The sequence below is a fragment of the Streptomyces sp. NPDC014734 genome (assembly GCF_043083325.1).
Taxonomy (GTDB): Bacteria; Actinomycetota; Actinomycetes; order Streptomycetales; family Streptomycetaceae; genus Streptomyces.
The window spans coordinates 216,791-232,359 of record NZ_JBIBYN010000008.1; the positions used below are offsets into that span (position 1 = coordinate 216,791).

16 protein-coding genes and 1 riboswitch are annotated in these 15,569 nt (G+C 73.0%); of the genes, 8 read left to right on the plus strand and 8 right to left on the minus strand.

The window, feature by feature from the left end; all coding sequences use genetic code 11:
* Nucleotides 1-19: 19 nt before the first annotated feature.
* The 3 genes from ACF1CT_RS15850 to ACF1CT_RS15860 form a co-directional block, all read right to left on the minus strand.
* Nucleotides 20-412 carry a DUF3040 domain-containing protein gene (locus ACF1CT_RS15850; RefSeq protein ID WP_391784392.1) on the minus strand — a complete coding sequence of 131 codons (393 nt, stop codon included), beginning with the start codon at nucleotides 410-412 and terminating at the stop codon, nucleotides 20-22.
* 321 nt (nucleotides 413-733) lie between these two features.
* Nucleotides 734-1,492, minus strand: a complete 759-nt coding sequence (locus ACF1CT_RS15855) for a class I SAM-dependent methyltransferase (protein WP_391784393.1) — start codon at nucleotides 1,490-1,492, stop codon at nucleotides 734-736.
* A 102-nt stretch (nucleotides 1,493-1,594) separates the two neighbouring features.
* Entirely contained in the window at nucleotides 1,595-2,122 is a 528-nt protein-coding gene (locus tag ACF1CT_RS15860; RefSeq protein ID WP_391784394.1) for an SAV_6107 family HEPN domain-containing protein, read from the minus strand.
* Between the two features lie 168 nt (nucleotides 2,123-2,290).
* Here ACF1CT_RS15860 and ACF1CT_RS15865 point away from each other — a divergent pair, with 168 nt between their 5' ends.
* The 5 genes from ACF1CT_RS15865 to ACF1CT_RS15885 all read left to right on the plus strand — a co-directional run bounded on the left by ACF1CT_RS15865 (nucleotide 2,291) and on the right by ACF1CT_RS15885 (nucleotide 8,346).
* Nucleotides 2,291-3,079 carry an ATP-binding cassette domain-containing protein gene (locus tag ACF1CT_RS15865; protein ID WP_391784395.1) on the plus strand — a complete coding sequence of 263 codons (789 nt, stop codon included), beginning with the start codon at nucleotides 2,291-2,293 and terminating at the stop codon, nucleotides 3,077-3,079.
* Nucleotides 3,051-5,138 (plus strand): YhgE/Pip family protein, encoded by a 2,088-nt coding sequence (locus ACF1CT_RS15870; RefSeq protein WP_391784396.1) that lies wholly within the window; start codon nucleotides 3,051-3,053, stop codon nucleotides 5,136-5,138. The genes ACF1CT_RS15865 and ACF1CT_RS15870 overlap by 29 nt, the downstream gene beginning before the upstream one ends.
* Before the next feature lie 29 nt (nucleotides 5,139-5,167).
* Nucleotides 5,168-5,779, plus strand: coding sequence for a TetR/AcrR family transcriptional regulator (locus tag ACF1CT_RS15875; protein WP_391784397.1), 612 nt, complete (start codon nucleotides 5,168-5,170; stop codon nucleotides 5,777-5,779).
* A gap of 356 nt (nucleotides 5,780-6,135) precedes the next feature.
* Nucleotides 6,136-6,741, plus strand: a complete 606-nt coding sequence (locus tag ACF1CT_RS15880) for a DUF4126 domain-containing protein (RefSeq protein ID WP_391784398.1) — start codon at nucleotides 6,136-6,138, stop codon at nucleotides 6,739-6,741.
* 75 nt (nucleotides 6,742-6,816) lie between these two features.
* The gene (locus ACF1CT_RS15885) at nucleotides 6,817-8,346 is read left to right on the plus strand and encodes a phytoene desaturase family protein (protein WP_391784399.1); all 1,530 of its coding nucleotides are present in this window, start codon (nucleotides 6,817-6,819) and stop codon (nucleotides 8,344-8,346) included.
* A 109-nt stretch (nucleotides 8,347-8,455) separates the two neighbouring features.
* On the opposite strand, the gene ACF1CT_RS15890 is transcribed toward ACF1CT_RS15885, so the two are convergent.
* The 5 genes from ACF1CT_RS15890 to ACF1CT_RS15910 form a co-directional block, all read right to left on the minus strand.
* Nucleotides 8,456-9,457: a hypothetical protein gene (locus ACF1CT_RS15890; RefSeq protein WP_391784400.1), complete on the minus strand. Its 1,002-nt coding sequence runs from the start codon at nucleotides 9,455-9,457 to the stop codon at nucleotides 8,456-8,458.
* Nucleotides 9,458-9,506: 49 nt separating this feature from the next.
* Nucleotides 9,507-10,424 carry a methylenetetrahydrofolate reductase [NAD(P)H] gene (metF, locus tag ACF1CT_RS15895; RefSeq protein ID WP_391784401.1) on the minus strand — a complete coding sequence of 306 codons (918 nt, stop codon included), beginning with the start codon at nucleotides 10,422-10,424 and terminating at the stop codon, nucleotides 9,507-9,509.
* A 110-nt stretch (nucleotides 10,425-10,534) separates the two neighbouring features.
* Nucleotides 10,535-11,188 (minus strand): thiamine phosphate synthase, encoded by a 654-nt coding sequence (thiE, locus tag ACF1CT_RS15900; protein ID WP_391784402.1) that lies wholly within the window; start codon nucleotides 11,186-11,188, stop codon nucleotides 10,535-10,537.
* Between the two features lie 162 nt (nucleotides 11,189-11,350).
* Entirely contained in the window at nucleotides 11,351-11,716 is a 366-nt protein-coding gene (locus tag ACF1CT_RS15905; RefSeq protein ID WP_391784403.1) for an Rv2175c family DNA-binding protein, read from the minus strand.
* A gap of 62 nt (nucleotides 11,717-11,778) precedes the next feature.
* Entirely contained in the window at nucleotides 11,779-13,050 is a 1,272-nt protein-coding gene (locus tag ACF1CT_RS15910; protein ID WP_391784404.1) for an NAD(P)/FAD-dependent oxidoreductase, read from the minus strand.
* Between the two features lie 152 nt (nucleotides 13,051-13,202).
* Nucleotides 13,203-13,316, plus strand: a riboswitch (TPP riboswitch).
* Here ACF1CT_RS15910 and thiO point away from each other — a divergent pair.
* The 3 genes from thiO to ACF1CT_RS15925 all read left to right on the plus strand — a co-directional run bounded on the left by thiO (nucleotide 13,314) and on the right by ACF1CT_RS15925 (nucleotide 15,562).
* A complete protein-coding gene (gene thiO / locus ACF1CT_RS15915; protein ID WP_391784405.1) occupies nucleotides 13,314-14,498 on the plus strand; it encodes a glycine oxidase ThiO in 1,185 nt (394 codons plus the stop codon). It overlaps the preceding riboswitch by 3 nt.
* Nucleotides 14,495-14,761 carry a sulfur carrier protein ThiS gene (thiS, locus tag ACF1CT_RS15920; RefSeq protein WP_391784406.1) on the plus strand — a complete coding sequence of 89 codons (267 nt, stop codon included), beginning with the start codon at nucleotides 14,495-14,497 and terminating at the stop codon, nucleotides 14,759-14,761. The genes thiO and thiS overlap by 4 nt, the downstream gene beginning before the upstream one ends.
* A 6-nt stretch (nucleotides 14,762-14,767) precedes the next feature.
* A complete protein-coding gene (locus tag ACF1CT_RS15925; protein ID WP_391784407.1) occupies nucleotides 14,768-15,562 on the plus strand; it encodes a thiazole synthase in 795 nt (264 codons plus the stop codon).
* The last annotated feature ends 7 nt before the right edge of the window (nucleotides 15,563-15,569 follow it).

Below are 15,569 nucleotides of genomic sequence, written 5' to 3' on the forward strand. Positions count from 1 at the left end.
GTTCACGTGTGTCCGGGCGCTACCGGCCCTGTTCGTCGCGGCGCCGCTGCCACCGCTGCTCGATCCGGTTCATCACCGTTCGGCGCTGCCTGGGCCGACGGTTCGCACCGCTGCCTCCGGCTGCTTGCTGCTCCCCCGGTTTGGGCGCCTTGCGCCAACCAGTGACCGCAAGGACCGCGCAGCCCAGCATGACGAGAAATCCCACCACGCCGATCCAGATCTGCTGAGCGACCATTCCGGCCATGAGGAGCGCGATACCCACAAGGAAGCCTGCGACCGCCTGGTAGACCCGTCGCCGGGTGTACGTACGCAGCCCGCTTCCCTCGAGCGCTGTCGCGAACTTGGGATCTTCGGCGTACAGCGCTCGCTCCATCTGCTCGAGCATTCGCTGCTCGTGCTCCGAGAGCGGCACGGAGTCCTCCTCGTCGTCGGCCGCGGGGGGCGACCGGTCTGCGGCCCTTCCAGGATAGGCAGGGAATCGCCCCCGTGAAACCCGCCCTCATTGCCACACAGCCAGTCCGGGCCGCCACGAAGGATCAGCTGCTGAGGCCTTGATTCCCCAACCTCCGATCCGTCATGCCGGATGCTGTCCCCCGATCATACGGGGCGAAGCCCCCGATCGGGGGTCTCGGGGCGTACTCCGTCTGCGGCTGCGTACCTGATCAACCGCACTGCGGCAGGTCCGGCGCCGGTCCGGCCGTGTCGCCGGCGGCCCTCGGCCCGCGGCGCCCGCTCAGGCCCGCTTCGTGCCCAGGACGTGAAGCTGCGTCGCCACCGAGTGGAACGCGGGCAGCTCGGCGGCTGCCGCCTCCAGCTTGAGCAGGGCTTCCATGGCGCCGGGCTCGGTGTCCACCAGGACGCCCGGCACCAGGTCGGCGAAGACCCGTACCCCGTGCACGGCGCCGACCTCGACGTCCGCCGCGGAGACCAGCTCGGTGAGCTGGTCCGCGGTGTAGCGCCGGGGCACGGGGTCACCCTCGCCCCAGCGGCCCGCCGGGTCGTCGAGGGCCTGCCTCGCCTCGGTGAAGTGACCGGCCAGGGCCCGGGCCAGGACGGCTCCGCCGAGCCCGGCGGCGAGCAGGCTGAGCGCGCCGGAGGGGCGGAGCGCCGCGACGGCGTTGCTCACGCCCTCGGCCGGTTCGTCCACGTACTCCAGGACTCCGTGGCACAGGACCGCGTCGAAACTCTCGCGCCCGACCACGTCGAACAGGCCGTGGATGTCTCCCTGGACTCCCCGGACACGGTCGGCGACCCCGGCCTCGGCGGCGCGGCGCTCCAGGGCGAAGAGCGCGTTGGGGCTGGGGTCGACGACGGTGACCCGGTGGCCGAGGCGGGCGACCGGAACCGCGAAGTTTCCGGTGCCGCCGCCGGTGTCCAGCACGTCCAGGGCGTCCCTTCCGGTCGCCTCGACCCGGCCGTCGAGGGCGCCCCTCAGGACGTCCCAGACCACGGCGGTACGGAGGGACGCTCGGGGGCGCAGCTGGTCCGACACGGCAGTTGACTCCTCGGCACGGTGCCGCCGGTGACGGCGGAGCGTGAACAGTGCAGGTGGTACAGGTGCTTACCACCCTATTGCCTCGCACCGCCGTCGCCGTCACCCCGCCTCGGGCCGGTCCCTCCGGGGCTGCGGGAGAACCGGCTGGAGCACCAGCATCCGCTCGACCAGACGCAGGAACATCGCCGCGTCGCGCAGCAGGTCGTCGGCGTCCCGGGTACCGGCCGCGCCCGGTATACCGGCTTCCGCACGGGCTCTGCGCGTGGCGCCGGAGGCGAACAGCGCGCTCCATTCGGTCAGCTCGGGCGCTATTTCGGGGAGCAGCTCCCAGGCGCTGCGGATCCGCTCCCGGCGGCGCCTGGAGGTGTCGGGCCGGGCCCGCGCGGCGAGTACCGCGGCGGCGGTGCGCAGTGCGGCGAGGTGGGCGGTGGCGTAGCGCTCGTTCGGCACGTCGAGGCCGGCGGCCTCGTCGAGACCGGCGCGGGCCAGGGCGAGCAGGTCGAGGGCGGCCCTGGGCGCCGCGGCGCGGCGCGGAACGGGATGGACATCGTGGGCCGGACCGGTCAGCGAGGGGGCAGGGCCGTCTGCGCGGCGCCGCGGTGCGGCTGCTGCGGACGAATGGGCCATGACGAAACCTCCTGTCTCGTGTGGCGACTCCGTTGCCGTACGTGTCCATCGTGGCGGCCACCACTGACAATCCCCGCGGCCCAGCCCCCCACCTGCGCTTTTGCCTCGATCCCGAGTTCGGGCTAATCTTTTTGCACTGACTGGTCAGTTCAAAACAAGGGGGATTCCGTGGACAGCCCGCACGGGACAGCCGTCGCAGCCGAGGGCCTCGGCCTCAAGGGGCCGCGCGGCTGGGCCTTCCGGAACGTGGACATCGAGGCCGCGCCCGGGTCTCTGGTGGCGATCGAGGGCCCGTCCGGCTCCGGTCGCACCTGCCTGCTGCTCGCGCTCACCGGCCGGATGCGCCCCACCGAGGGCCGCGCGGAGATCGGCGGACTGCGCCTGCCGCGCAAGATGGCCGCCGTCCGCCGCCTCAGCGCACTGGGCCAGGTGGCCGGGGTCAACGAGCTCGACCCGGCCTTCACCGTCGCCGAGCACCTGCGCGAACGCGCCCTGCTGCAGCGTCGCTTCGACGGATCGTTCCGCGCCCTGCTGCGTCCGCGCGCCGAACGCGTCGCCGCCGCCCGGGGACGGATCGACGCGGCGCTGGACGCCGCCGGCCTCGACACCAACGCCCTGCCCAAGGGCGAGCGGACCTCCGTGCGGGACCTCGAACGGCTGGAGGCGCTGCGGCTGTCCCTCGCCCTCGCGCTGATCGGCCGGCCCCGGCTGCTCGCGGTGGACGACACCGACCTGAAGCTCTCCGACACCGAACGCGCCCGGGCCTGGGAACTGCTGCGCTCCCTCGCCGACAGCGGCACCACCGTGCTCGCCGTGTGCAGCCAGGCGCCCGAGGGCGCCGTCACCGTACGTACCGACACCACGGTCGCACCGGCGGACGCGCGGAACACCGCGGCCGAGCAGACCACGACCGAGGAGGAACCGGCCGATGCGTCTGCCGAAACTCGCCGCGCTTGAGCTGAAGCGTTTCGGCAGGGGGAAGCTGCCGGTCGCCGCGCTGATCGCGCTCCTGCTGCTGCCGCTGCTCTACGGCGCCCTGTACCTGTGCTCCTTCTGGGACCCGTACGGCCGCCTCGACAAGATCCCGGTCGCCCTGGTCAACGACGACAGGGGCGCGACCGTCGACGGCGAGCGGATCACCGCCGGCGACGAGATCACCGGCAAGCTCCTCGACTCCAGGACCTTCGAGTGGCACGAGGTCGGTTCCGCCGAGGCCCACCGGGGCGTGGAGAACGGCACGTACTACCTCTCCCTCACGATGCCGTCGGACTTCAGCGAGCGGATCGCGTCGAGTTCGGGCGACTCCCCCGAGACCGGCGCGCTCCAGGTGCGGACCAACGACGCCAACAACTACATCGTCGGACAGATCTCCCGGTCGGTGTTCTCCGAGGTGCGCACGGCCGCGTCGACCAACGCGTCGCGCGGTTTCCTCGACCGGATCTTCATCAGCTTCTCCGACCTGCACGACGCGACGGCGAAGGCCGCCAAGGGCGCCGACGACCTCAAGGGCGGCATCGGCAAGGCGAAGAAGGGATCGCAGGACCTCGCCGACGGGCTGAAGAACGCCAAGAACGGCAGCAGCGACCTCGCCGACGGGATCGTCCGGCTGAACAAGGGCGCGGGCGACCTCGAATCCGGCTCCCGGCAGGTCGCGGACGGCACCCAGGCGCTGGCCGACAAGGTCAACGGGGTGGCGACCGACCTGCGTCCGTTCCTCAAGGACAACGGCAAGTCGATCGGTGACACCGCCCGGCTGGTCTCCGACTCCGCACAGACCGTGCGGGACAACCTCGATCTCCTGGTGAAGTCGGCGCCCACCGCGGCCACCGCCGCCGCCACCGCGTCCGACGACCTTGCCGAGGTCTACCGCACCACGTGCACCGAGCAGTCGCCCGCCGACCCCACCGTCTGCCCGCCGCTCGGCCGCGCCAGGACCGCGGCGGCCGATGTCGCGAAGGTCGCCGACGACGTGAACGCGCTGGTCACGAATCAGCACGGCGACCTGAAGAAGCTGCGCTCCCAGCTGACCACGTTGCAGCGGCAGGCCGACGACCTGGCCGGCAGCGCCCCGCGCCTCGACAAGGACCTGAAGTCCGCCGTGGCCAAGGTCAACGCGCTCAACACCGGCGCCCACAAGGTCGCCAAGGGCGCGAACGAGCTGCACACCGGTCTGACCACGGCCAGGACCGGCTCCGCCGACCTGGACACCGGAGTCAGCAATCTCAGGAAGGGCGCCGTCAACCTGGACAGCGGCCTGATCAGGCTCGGCGACGGTTCGACGAGCCTCGCCCAGGGACTCAACGACGGCGTCGGCAAGATCCCCGACTACGACAAGAAGGACCGCGACGCGCGCACCGAGGTCATGGCCGACCCCGTCCAGCTCGCCTCCACATCGCTGCACGCCGCCCCCAACTACGGCACCGGCTTCGCCCCCTATTTCATTCCGCTCTCCCTCTGGGTCGGCGCGATGGTGGCGTACATGCTGATCCAGCCGCTCAACCGACGGGCACTCGCCGCCGGGGCATCCGCCCTGCGGATCGCCTTCGCGGGCTGGCTGCCGGTGGCCGCGATCGGACTGCTCCAGGTGGCTGCCCTGATGGCCGTACTGCACTGGGGACTCGGGCTGCAGATGACCCGGGCCGCCGGGACGATCGGCTTCCTCGCGCTGGTGACCTGCTGCTTCGCAGCGATCGTGCAGTGGCTCAACGCCCGGTTCGGAGCCGCGGGACGCATCCTCGTGCTGGCCGTGCTGATGCTCCAGCTGACCTCGGCCGGGGGCACCTACCCCGTCCAGACCAGCCCCGGGTTCTTCAACGCGATCCACCCGTACCTGCCGATGAGCTACATCGTCGACGGCCTGCGCCGGCTGATCACGGGCGGCGACCTCGGCCCGGTCTGGCACGGCTGTGCGGTGCTGCTGGCCTTCACGGTGGGCGCGCTCGCCCTGACCGCCGTCGCCGCACGCCGCAAGCAGGTGTGGACCCTGAACCGGCTGCACCCGGATCTGAGTCTGTGAGCGCGGTGGGACCTGTGAGAATCAAGGCCATGGAAAGCAGTAGCGGCACGCGCCGCCAGGCCACCCGGCAGAAGCTCTACGAGGCAGCCGTGACCCTCATCGCCGAGAAGGGCTTCTCGGCGACCACGGTGGACGAGATCGCCGAGCGCGCCGGGGTCGCCAAGGGCACGGTCTACTACAACTTCAAGAGCAAGACCGAGCTCTTCGAGGAGCTCCTGCGGCACGGTGTCGGGCTGCTCACGGCGTCGCTGCGCTCCGCGGCCGAGGAGACCGAGGAGCGCGACGGCACCCGGGTCGAGGCCCTGGACGCGATGATCAGGGCGGGTCTGGTCTTCATCGACCGTTACCCGGCCTTCACCCAGCTGTACGTCGCGGAGCTGTGGCGCACCAACCGGGCCTGGCAGTCGACCCTGCTGGTGGTGCGTCAGGAAGCGGTCGCCGTCGTCGAGGACGTGCTGCGCGAGGGGGTGGAGCGCGGCGAGCTCAGCGAGGAGATCGACATCCAGCTCACGGCCGCCGCGCTGGTCGGCATGGTGCTGGTGGCGGCCCTGGACTGGCAGGCGTTCCAGCCGGAGCGGTCCATCGACGACGTGCACTCCGCGCTGTCGCTGCTGCTGCACGGGCGGGTCAGCGGACGTTGAGACCTGCCGGGTGACGCAAGCCGGACGCCGGTCCGGCGAGGCTCGATCCCCCCGAGCCCGCACCGTACCGGCGTCCGAACAGCTGCCGGAGAGCCGTCCCCCGTGACCGCGTTCTCCCCCGTGGTCCCCGGGCTCTCCGTCGTACTCCCCCGTTCCGGACAGGGATGCCGCGCCCGTTCCGCCGCCCCGTGTCGGCGGTGCCGGGGGCCGTGCCCCTGTCCGTGCGTCCCACTCTCCCGTCCGCACGGGTGGGAACCCATCCGCGTACCTACTCATCTCACTGCCTAGGTACGGATACTCAGGGCCGCGCACGGCCCCCTCCCCGGACCGCGGCCCGGCTCGTTACGATCGCGTCCGTGTCCGTACTCCCCCTGGTGTTCACGAGCGGCTGGGCGAGCGGGATCAACGCCTACGCGGTGGTCCTGCTGCTCGGCATATTCGGCGCGACCGGTCTCTCCGACGACGTGCCGGCGTCACTGCAGCGCACCGACGTCCTCGTCGTGGCGGCCGTACTGTTCCTGTGCGAGGTGGTGGCGGACAAGATCCCGTACGTGGACACGGTGTGGGATTCGGTGCACACCGTGGTCAGGCCGGTCGCCGGCGCGGTCGTGGCGGCCCTGCTGGCCGGCGACGACGGTTCGCTGCCCCAGGTCGCGGCCGGCGCCATCGGCGGCTCCACCGCGCTGGTCAGCCACCTGGTGAAGGCGGGCACCAGGATGGCGGTCAACACCTCTCCCGAACCGTTCAGCAACATCGTGGTGAGCGTCGCCGAGGACCTGGGCGTCGCCGGAATCATCACGTTCGCCATATTCCACCCGGTGATCGCGGCGGTCGTCGCCGGGACGGTGCTGCTGGCCGGCGTCGTGATCGTGCTCCTGCTCGTCTCCCGCATCCGCCGCTACCTGCGCCGCAGGGCCCGGCGCCGCGAGGAGAGACGCCTCGCCCGGGCCGCCGCGTCGTGACCCCGGGCCCGCCGCCCGCCGCTTCGCCCCGACCGCCCGGGCCGGTTGTCACAGGCGGCCGTTAAGGTCACTGACATGGCACGTATTGCGGTGATCGGCGCAGGGATGGGCGCGATGGCGGCGGCCGCCCGGCTCGCCGTGGCAGGCCACCGGGTGACGGTGTACGAGCGGTCCGGGACCTTCGGCGGCTCGGTGGGCCGCTACGCCCACGAGGGTTTCGCCTTCGACACCGGCCCCGCGCTGCTGCATTTGCCCGCGGTCTACCGCGACCTGTTCGTGAAGACGGGCAAGGAGCCGCTGGAGCGGTGCGTCACGCTGACCCAGGTCGACCCGGCGAGCCGCCATGTCTTCGCGGACGGCACCGCCCTCGCGTTGCCGAACGCCTCGCGGGCCGGGGTGGTCGCCTCCCTGGACGCCGCGCTGGGGGGCGGCGCGGGTGTGGTCTGGGGCGAGTTCCTCGACCGGGCGCGGGACGCCTGGGACCGGTCGAGACGTCCGCTCCTGGAGGAGCCGCTGCGCTCCGACTGGCAGGTGCTCGGCCGCGATCCGTATCCCGCGCTCCGGCGGCGCCGGCTGCTGCGTGCGGCCCGGGAGGCGGGCACGGTGGCGGAGATCGGCGCGTGGGAACTGCCGGACCCCCGGCTGGCCGCGCTGCTCGACGGGTACGCCATGTCGTACGGGCTCGACCCGCGGCGGGCACCGGCGGCGGCGGCACTGCTGCCGTACATGGAGGAGACCTTCGGCAGCTGGTACGTCTCCGGCGGGATCCGGGCCCTGGCTCAGGCCGTGCACGAACGCTGCCTGGCCCGGAGGGTGGAGTTCGCGCTCGGGTGCGAGGTGGCCCGGGTGGTCGAGAAGGACGGCCGGGCCGCGGGTGTCGAACTTGCGGACGGAACGGTCGCCGAGGCCGATCACGTGGTGCTGGGGGCCCGGCCGCGGCCCGGTCTGATGCCCGGTCAGGAGCTGTGGCGGGACGGCGAGGTGACGGTCCAGCCGAGGCCCGGGCAGGAGCGGGGGCAGGCGGTGGTGCCGGGCCGGTTCGTGGTCATGCTGGCGCTGCGCGGCGCCCGGTCCGCGGATGCCGCGCACCGGACCGTGGTGCACCCGGCGGACGGTGCGGCGGAGCAGGAGGCGGTGTTCTCCGGGAGGATCGCCGAGCACCCCACGGTGACGGTGCTGCGTCCGGACGACCCGTCGACCCGCCCCGACGACGCGCACGAGGCGGTGACGCTGACGGCGACGGTCGCCCCGCACGGAGCTGTCGACTGGACGGACGCGGCCCGGCGCGCGCGCTTCGCCGACGCCCTGATCGACGCGGCGGCGGCGGTCGTGCCCGGCATCCGGGAGCGATTGCTCCACGTCGAGGCGCGGACCCCGGCCGAGACGGAGGCCGACACCGGTGCCGAGGGCGGTTCGGTGCCCGCGCCCGCGCTCGCCGGGGCGGGCGGGGCGTATCTGCATCCGGGCAACCGCACCCGGATACCGGGGCTCCACTCCGTGGGCGGCTGGTCGCATCCGGGGGGCGGACTCGCCCACGCGGGGATGTCGGGGGCGCTGGTGGCGGGTCTGATCGTGGAGGGGGACACGTTCCGGGGCTCCCGGTGATCTCCGGCGCCCCGTGCCGGACCGGCCGTCGGCGGCGCCTCGCACCGGGCCCTCCGCGGACCGCGGCCCCGCCCGCCGGACCGGTCGCCGGCGGTCGGACCGCCGTCGGTCAGCGGTACGGCTGTTCGTCGTAGCCGCTGCCGTTGTTGTAGGCGTTCGGGAACGGGGCGGGCCGTGCGGACTGCTCCGGGGGCGCGGGCGGGTACTGCTCCCCCTCGCGCTGCTGCGGAACCCAGACACCGCCGGGCGGGGTCTCGTTGTACTGCTGCTGGGCATACGGCTCGGCGGCGTACTGCTGGCCGCCGAAGGCGTCGTAACCGTTGCCGCTGCTGTAGCCGTTGTCGTACGAGGCACCGCCGCCGGTGCCGGTCCCGACGTAGGGGTCGGAGTACGCGGCGTACTGCTGCCCGTCGGTGCCGTAGTCGTACGGGCCCGCGAAGGAGTTCTGGCCGCCCTGGGAACCGTCCGGGAAGCCCTGCGGGGCGGTGGAGAACGCGTCGTGGCCGCCGTACGGGTCGTGACCCTGCGCCGGGTGGCCGGCAGGCGCGGTGTGGGCGTCCGCCGGGTAGCCGGCGGGGTCGGTGCGGGCGTCGTACGCGGCGTACTGGGGCTGTGGCTGCCCGTGCGGGCCCTCGCCGCCCTCGGCAGCCCTCCGGTGGCCGGAGTACACGCCGTACTGGCCGGTGTCGTCGGGAAGCGGTTGCGGCTCGTGGACCGGGGCCGCCGACGGCTTCGCCGCCGCCTGCTCGGGGCCCTGCCCGTGGTCTTCCGTCTCCAGCTCCGAGACCTGGAGCGCCGGTTCCTTCCTGCGGCCGTCGCGACCGCTGCCGCCACGGCGACGACGACTCGCGCCCGGGCTGCCCCCTATGGCCCAGCCGGTGGAGAAGCCGCGCCGGAAGGACAGCGTCACATACGTCTGGCCGGTGGCGAAGGCGATGGCGCCGAAGGCGATCACGAACCTTGACGACATCAGCACGCCGACGACCACGCAGAGGAACCCGGCGAAGGCCAGCAGGCGCCAGCGCAGGCGCGCCTTGTACTGCAGGAGCACCTCGCCGAGCAGCCACAGCGCGACGATTCCGAACGCGGTGTAGAGGACCGTCCAGCCCATGTCCGCCCCCTCCTACGGCCACCGCCCGGGTCGCGGCGGGTACGGCCGGTCACGACTGCTTGTGCAGTCCGAGATTCTCGTAGATTTCGAGCGTCGCCGTCGAGTTGTTGAGCGTGATGAAGTGCAGCCCGGGCACACCCTCGGACAGCAGCCTCGCGCAGAACCGCGTGGCGAAGTCGATGCCAATGGAGCGTACAGCGGCGGGATCGTCCTTGGCGGCGAGGATGCGTTCCCTCAGGGAGGACGGGAAAGAGGCATTGCTGAGTTGCGCGAACCGTTCGAGTTGTTTGACGCTGGTCAGCGGCATGACCTCGGGAATGATCGGGGTATCGCAACCGGCCGCGACCACCCGGTCACGCATCCGGACGTAGTCGTCCGGATCGAAGAACATCTGCGTGATGGCGTAGTCGGCACCGGCACGGCACTTGTCCACGAAATGCCGGATGTCGGCGTCCCAGTCGGCCGAACGCGGGTGCATCTCGGGAAATGCCGCGACGCCGACGCAGAAATCCCCGGATTCCTTGATGAGCCGGACGAGATCCGCCGCGTACCGCACACCGCTCGGGTGCTCGACCCATTCGCCCATCGGGTCGCCCGGCGGGTCGCCGCGCACGGCGAGGATGTTCCGGATCCCGGCATCGGCGTACTGCCCGATCATGTTGCGCAGCTCGGCGACGGAGTGGTTCACCGCCGTGAGGTGCGCGACCGGGGTCAGGGTGGAGTCGGCGGCGATCTGCTGGGTGGCCCTGACCGTCCCGGCCCGGGTGGAACCGCCGGCCCCGTAGGTCACGGAGACGAAGCTCGGCCGCACCGCCTCGACGCGGCGCAGCGCGTTCCAGAGGTTCCGTTCGCCCTTCTCGGTCTTGGGCGCCCAGAACTCGAAGGAGTACGAGGTCTTGCCGGTCGCGAGGAGATCACGCACCGTGCGCGCGTGATCCGTCCTGGTGGAAGGTGTCCCAAGGGCCATACGGGCAGGTTAACCAGAGCGCGGGGAGCATAGGACCAGACCAGCACCAATTGCCCGAAATGACCTGTTGTTTGTCCATGACGTGTCCATACTTCGGACATCTGGCCGGATCACGCTCCGACGCGTGCCCGGATCCTTCCGGCGAGGTCGGCCGTCGCGGCGGCGGGGTCGTCGGCCTCGGTGATGGCCCGCACGACGACGACGCGGCGCGCGCCGGCGTCCAGCACCTCGTCCAGGTTGCCCGCGTCGATCCCGCCGATGGCGAACCAGGGACGCCGGGTGGCGAGGGAGGCGGCGTACCGCACCAGGTCCAGCCCCGGTGCGGGCCTGCCGGGCTTGGTCGGGGTGGGCCAGCACGGGCCGGTGCAGAAGTAGTCGGTTCCGGCCTCCGCGACGGCGGCGTCCACCTCGGACGCGGCGTGGGTGGAGCGGCCGATCAGCACGTCGTCGCCGAGGACGGCGCGGGCGGCGGGGACCGGCAGGTCGCCCTGGCCGAGGTGGAGCACGTCGGAGCCGATGGCGTGGGCGACGTCCGCCCGGTCGTTCACCGCGAGGAGCTTGCCGTGGCGTCGGCAGGCGTCGGCGAGGACGGCGAGGTGTTCGAGCTCCTCGGCGGCCTCCATGCCCTTGTCGCGCAGCTGGACGATGTCCACCCCGGCCGCGAGAACGGCGTCGAGGAACGCGGGAAGGTCGCCCTGGTGCCTGCGGGCGTCCGTGCACAGGTAGAGCCGGGCGTCGGACAGCTGCGCGCGAGGCGTGGGCATGGTGCGGTTCCCCCTGGAGGAGCGTTGTGGAGCGGCGGTCGGAGCGGCGGCGGCGCCGGTCGGGCGGCCTTGGCCGTGCGTGACCGCCCGGCCCGGAGGCCGCCCGACCGGCGCTCGGGTGCGGGCCGGTTTCACGGCCCGCACCTCACCCGCGGTCGCCCGTCAGACGGCGAGCGCCTGGGCGCGGCGCTTCACCTCCGTGCCACGATTCTCGCTCAGTGCCTGGGCGGGGGTGCCGGGCAGGGTCGGGTCGGGGGTGAAGAGCCACTCCAGCATCTCTTCGTCGGTGAAGCCGTCGTCCCGCAGGAGGGTCAGGGTGCCGGAGAGGCCCTTGACCACCTTGTCGTCGGCGATGAAGGCCGCCGGCACCTGGAGAGCCCGGTTCTCACCACGGCGTACGGCGATGAGCTGGCCCTCCTTGACCAGCTGCCGCACACGTGTCACCTCGACGCCGAGCATCTCGGCGATGTCGGGAAGGTGGAGCCAGGCGGGGACGAGAGCATCGATTTTTGCGTCAATCTCGGTCACGGGGACAAGCGTGCCATCCCGGACCGACAGTCGGTAGCCGGGCCGACCGTACGAGGCGTGTGCTACTCCGTCAGGGTCGCCGACTTCAGCGGAACGGACGGGTCGCCGGCCCGCGCCGGGTCGAGCCGCGTTCCCGCCTCGATGAGCCTGCGCCCCTGCGCCAGGTCCCGGGGGCGGCCGACGGCGAGGACCGCGACCAGGACGCCGTCGCGCAGCCAGCACACCGACCAGGAGGCGGTGGCGGGGTCACCGCGCCACAGCAGGGTGTCGGCGGGCGTGTGGTGGCCCGCGTACTGCACGAACCTGTCGAACTGCTCGGACCAGAAGTACGGGACGGGGTCGTAGGCGGGCGGCAGCGGGCCGTCCCCGGCCGTCTTCCCGGCCGCCGCAGCGACGATGTGGGCGGCGGCGGTGCGCGGGCCCTGGAGGGCGTTGTCCCAGTGGTGGACGAGCAGGCGTTCGCCGTAGCGGGCGGAGGGGAACGAGGCGCAGTCGCCGACCGCGTACACGTCGGGCAGCGAGGTGCGCAGCGCGGCGTCGGCGGTCACCGACCCGTCGGGGCCGAGCTCGATGCCGGAACCGGTGAGCCAGCGGGTGGCGGGCCGGGCGCCGATGCCGACGACGACAGCACCGGCCGGGATCACGCGGCCGTCGGCGAGGACCACGCTGCCCGGTTCGACATGGTCGACCCGGGCGCCGGTGAGGAGTTCGGCGCCGCTCTCGGCGTACCAGGCGGCCATCGGGGCGGCGACCTCGGCGGGCACCACTCCGGCGAGCGGCCGGTCGAGGGCCTCCACGACCGTGACCGCGCAGCCGGCGGCGCGGGCGGCGGTGGCGAACTCGGCGCCGATCCAGCCCGCGCCGACGACCACGACGTCGTGCCCCTCCTCCAGGACCGGGCGCAGCCGCTCGGCGTCGTCGAGGGTGCGCAGCAGGTGGACGCCGGGCACGCCCTCGGTGCCGGGCAGGACGAGCGGTTCGGCGCCGGTGGCGATCACCAGGAGGTCGTAGGGGACGGGGCCGGACTCCGTGTCCAGTTCGTGCGCGGCGGGCCGCACACCGGTGACGTCGAGGCCCAGTCGCAGTTCGATGTCCAGCGCCTCGAAGTCGATGTCGAAGGCGGAGTGCTCGGCCTTGCCGAGCAGGACCGCCTTGGACAGCGGGGGCCTGTCGTAGGGCTGGTGCGGCTCGGCCCCGATCAGGGTGACGGGGCCGGTGAAGCCCTGTTCCCGCAGGGCGACGGCCGTCTGCACACCGGCCATGCCCGCGCCGACGACGACCACCCGGCGCTCCGTCGGCAGATTCGTCCGCTCTGACTTCCGCTGCTCGCTCACGTGTCACACCTTAGACACCTGATGATTCGTCAAGAAAGAGGGAGTTCTCCGACGAGCGGTGCGGGGACGGGTCCGTCGGGCGAACGGGCCGCGGCCGCCGCCCTGCCGGGTCCGGTACGGGGTCCGGGGGCCGGGGTTTAGGGTGGCCGGTGCAAGACACTCGCGGGAGCCCGGGCGCAACGGGCTGAGAGGGAGGCTGGGGCGGCCTCCGACCGTACGAACCTGATCCGGGTCATGCCGGCGAAGGGAGGGGCTGGACGCCCATGCGTTCTTCTCACCACGGGGACGGGTACGACGTCCTGGTCGTCGGGGGCGGGATCATCGGCCTGGTCACCGCCTGGCGGACCGCGCAGCGCGGGCTGCGCGTCGCGGTCGTCGATCCCGAGCCGGGCGGCGGGGCCGCCCGGGTGGCGGCCGGGATGCTGGCCGCCGTCACCGAACTCCACTACGGCGAAGAGCTGTTGCTGGGCCTCAATGTCGCCTCGGCCGCCCGCTATCCGGCCTTCGTGGCGGAGCTGGAGGCGGCGAGCGGCCGGGAGACCGGTTTCCGGGCCTGCGGCACGCTGGCCGTCGCGCTGGACTCCGACGATCGCGCCCATCTGCGGGAACTGCACGCCCTGCAACAGCGCTCGGGGCTGGATTCGCAGTGGCTGACGGGCCGTGAGTGCCGGCGCCTGGAGCCGATGCTCGCCCCGGGCGTCCGCGGCGGGCTGCGGGTCGACGGCGACCACCAGATCGATCCACGCCGGCTGGCCGCCGCGCTGCTGACCGCCTGCGAGCGGGCCGGAGTGGTCCTCCACCGCGCCCGGGCCGAACGCCTGGCGGTGGTGCGCGACCGGGCCGCCGGGGTGGCGCTCGCCGACGGCGCGGGGCTCGCCGCCGACCAGGTGGTGCTCGCCGCGGGGAGTCTCAGCGGCCTGCTCGCCGGATTGCCGGACGGGGTCGCGCCGCCGGTCCGGCCGGTGAAGGGGCAGGTGCTGCGGCTGACCGTGCCCGCCCCGTACGCGCCCTTCCTCAGCCGGACGGTCCGGGCCCTGGTCCGGGGCGGCCACGTCTACCTCGTCCCGCGCGAGAACGGCGAGCTGGTCGTCGGTGCCACCAGCGAGGAGATGGGCTGGGACACCACCGTCACCGCCGGTGGTGTCTACGAGCTGCTGCGGGACGCCCACGAGCTGGTACCCGGCATCACCGAGCTCCCGCTCACCGAGACCCGGGCCGGTCTGCGCCCCGCCTCCCCCGACAACGCCCCGTTGCTCGGTCCCACCGCGCTGCCCGGTCTCCACCTCGCCACCGGCCACCACCGCAACGGGGTGCTGCTCACCCCCGTCACCGGCGACGTCATGGCGGCGCTGCTGGCCGACGGCGAGCTGCCCGAGGAGGCCCGCCCCTTCACCCCGCACCGCTTCCCGTCCTCCGCCGACTCCGCACGTCAGGAGCAGCCCGCATGACCGAGCCCGTCCACACCCCCGCGCCGCCCGTCCCCACGCCGTCCGCCCCTGAATCCGCGCCGCTCTCCGTGGCCGTGAACGGCGAGCCGCGACGGCTCGCCGCGGGCACCACCCTGGCCGCCCTCGTCGCGACCCTGACCGCCGCGTCCTCCGGCGTCGCCGCCGCCGTCAACGAGGCGGTCGTACCGCGTGGGCAGTGGCCGGCCGCCGAGCTGCGCGACGGCGACCGGGTCGAGATCCTGACCGCCGTCCAGGGGGGCTGACCCGCCGTGTCCGACGACCTCCTCGCCCTCGGCGACACCTCCTTCGGCTCCCGGCTGATCATGGGCACGGGCGGGGCGCCCAGCCTCGACGTGCTGGAACGGTCCCTGGCCGCCTCCGGCACCGAGCTGACCACCGTCGCGATGCGCCGCCTGGACCCGACCGTGCGGGGCTCAGTGCTCTCCGTCCTGGAGCGGCTCTCCATCCGCGTCCTGCCGAACACGGCGGGCTGCTTCACCGCGGGCGAGGCCGTGCTGACGGCCCGGCTGGCCCGCGAGGCCCTCGGCACCGACTGGATCAAGCTGGAGGTGGTGGCCGACGAGCGGACCCTGCTGCCGGACCCGGTCGAGCTGCTGGACGCCGCGGAGATCCTGGTGGACGACGGCTTCACCGTGCTGCCGTACACCAACGACGATCCGGTGCTGGCCCGCAGGCTCCAGGACGTGGGCTGCGCGGCCGTGATGCCGCTCGGCTCCCCCATCGGCTCCGGTCTGGGCATCCGCAATCCGCACAACTTCCAGCTGATCGTCGAGCAGGCCCGGGTGCCGGTGATCCTCGACGCGGGTGCCGGAACCGCCTCGGACGCGGCGCTGGCGATGGAGCTGGGATGTGCGGCGGTGATGCTGGCGTCCGCGGTGACCCGGGCCCAGGAGCCGGAGCTGATGGCCGCCGCGATGCGGCACGCGGTGGCGGGAGGGCGGCTGGCGTACCGGGCCGGGCGGATTCCGCGCCGCCACTTCGCCGAGGCGTCGTCGCCGGTGGAGGGGCGCGCGGTGCTGGACCCGGAGCGCCCGGCGTTCTGAGCCCGTC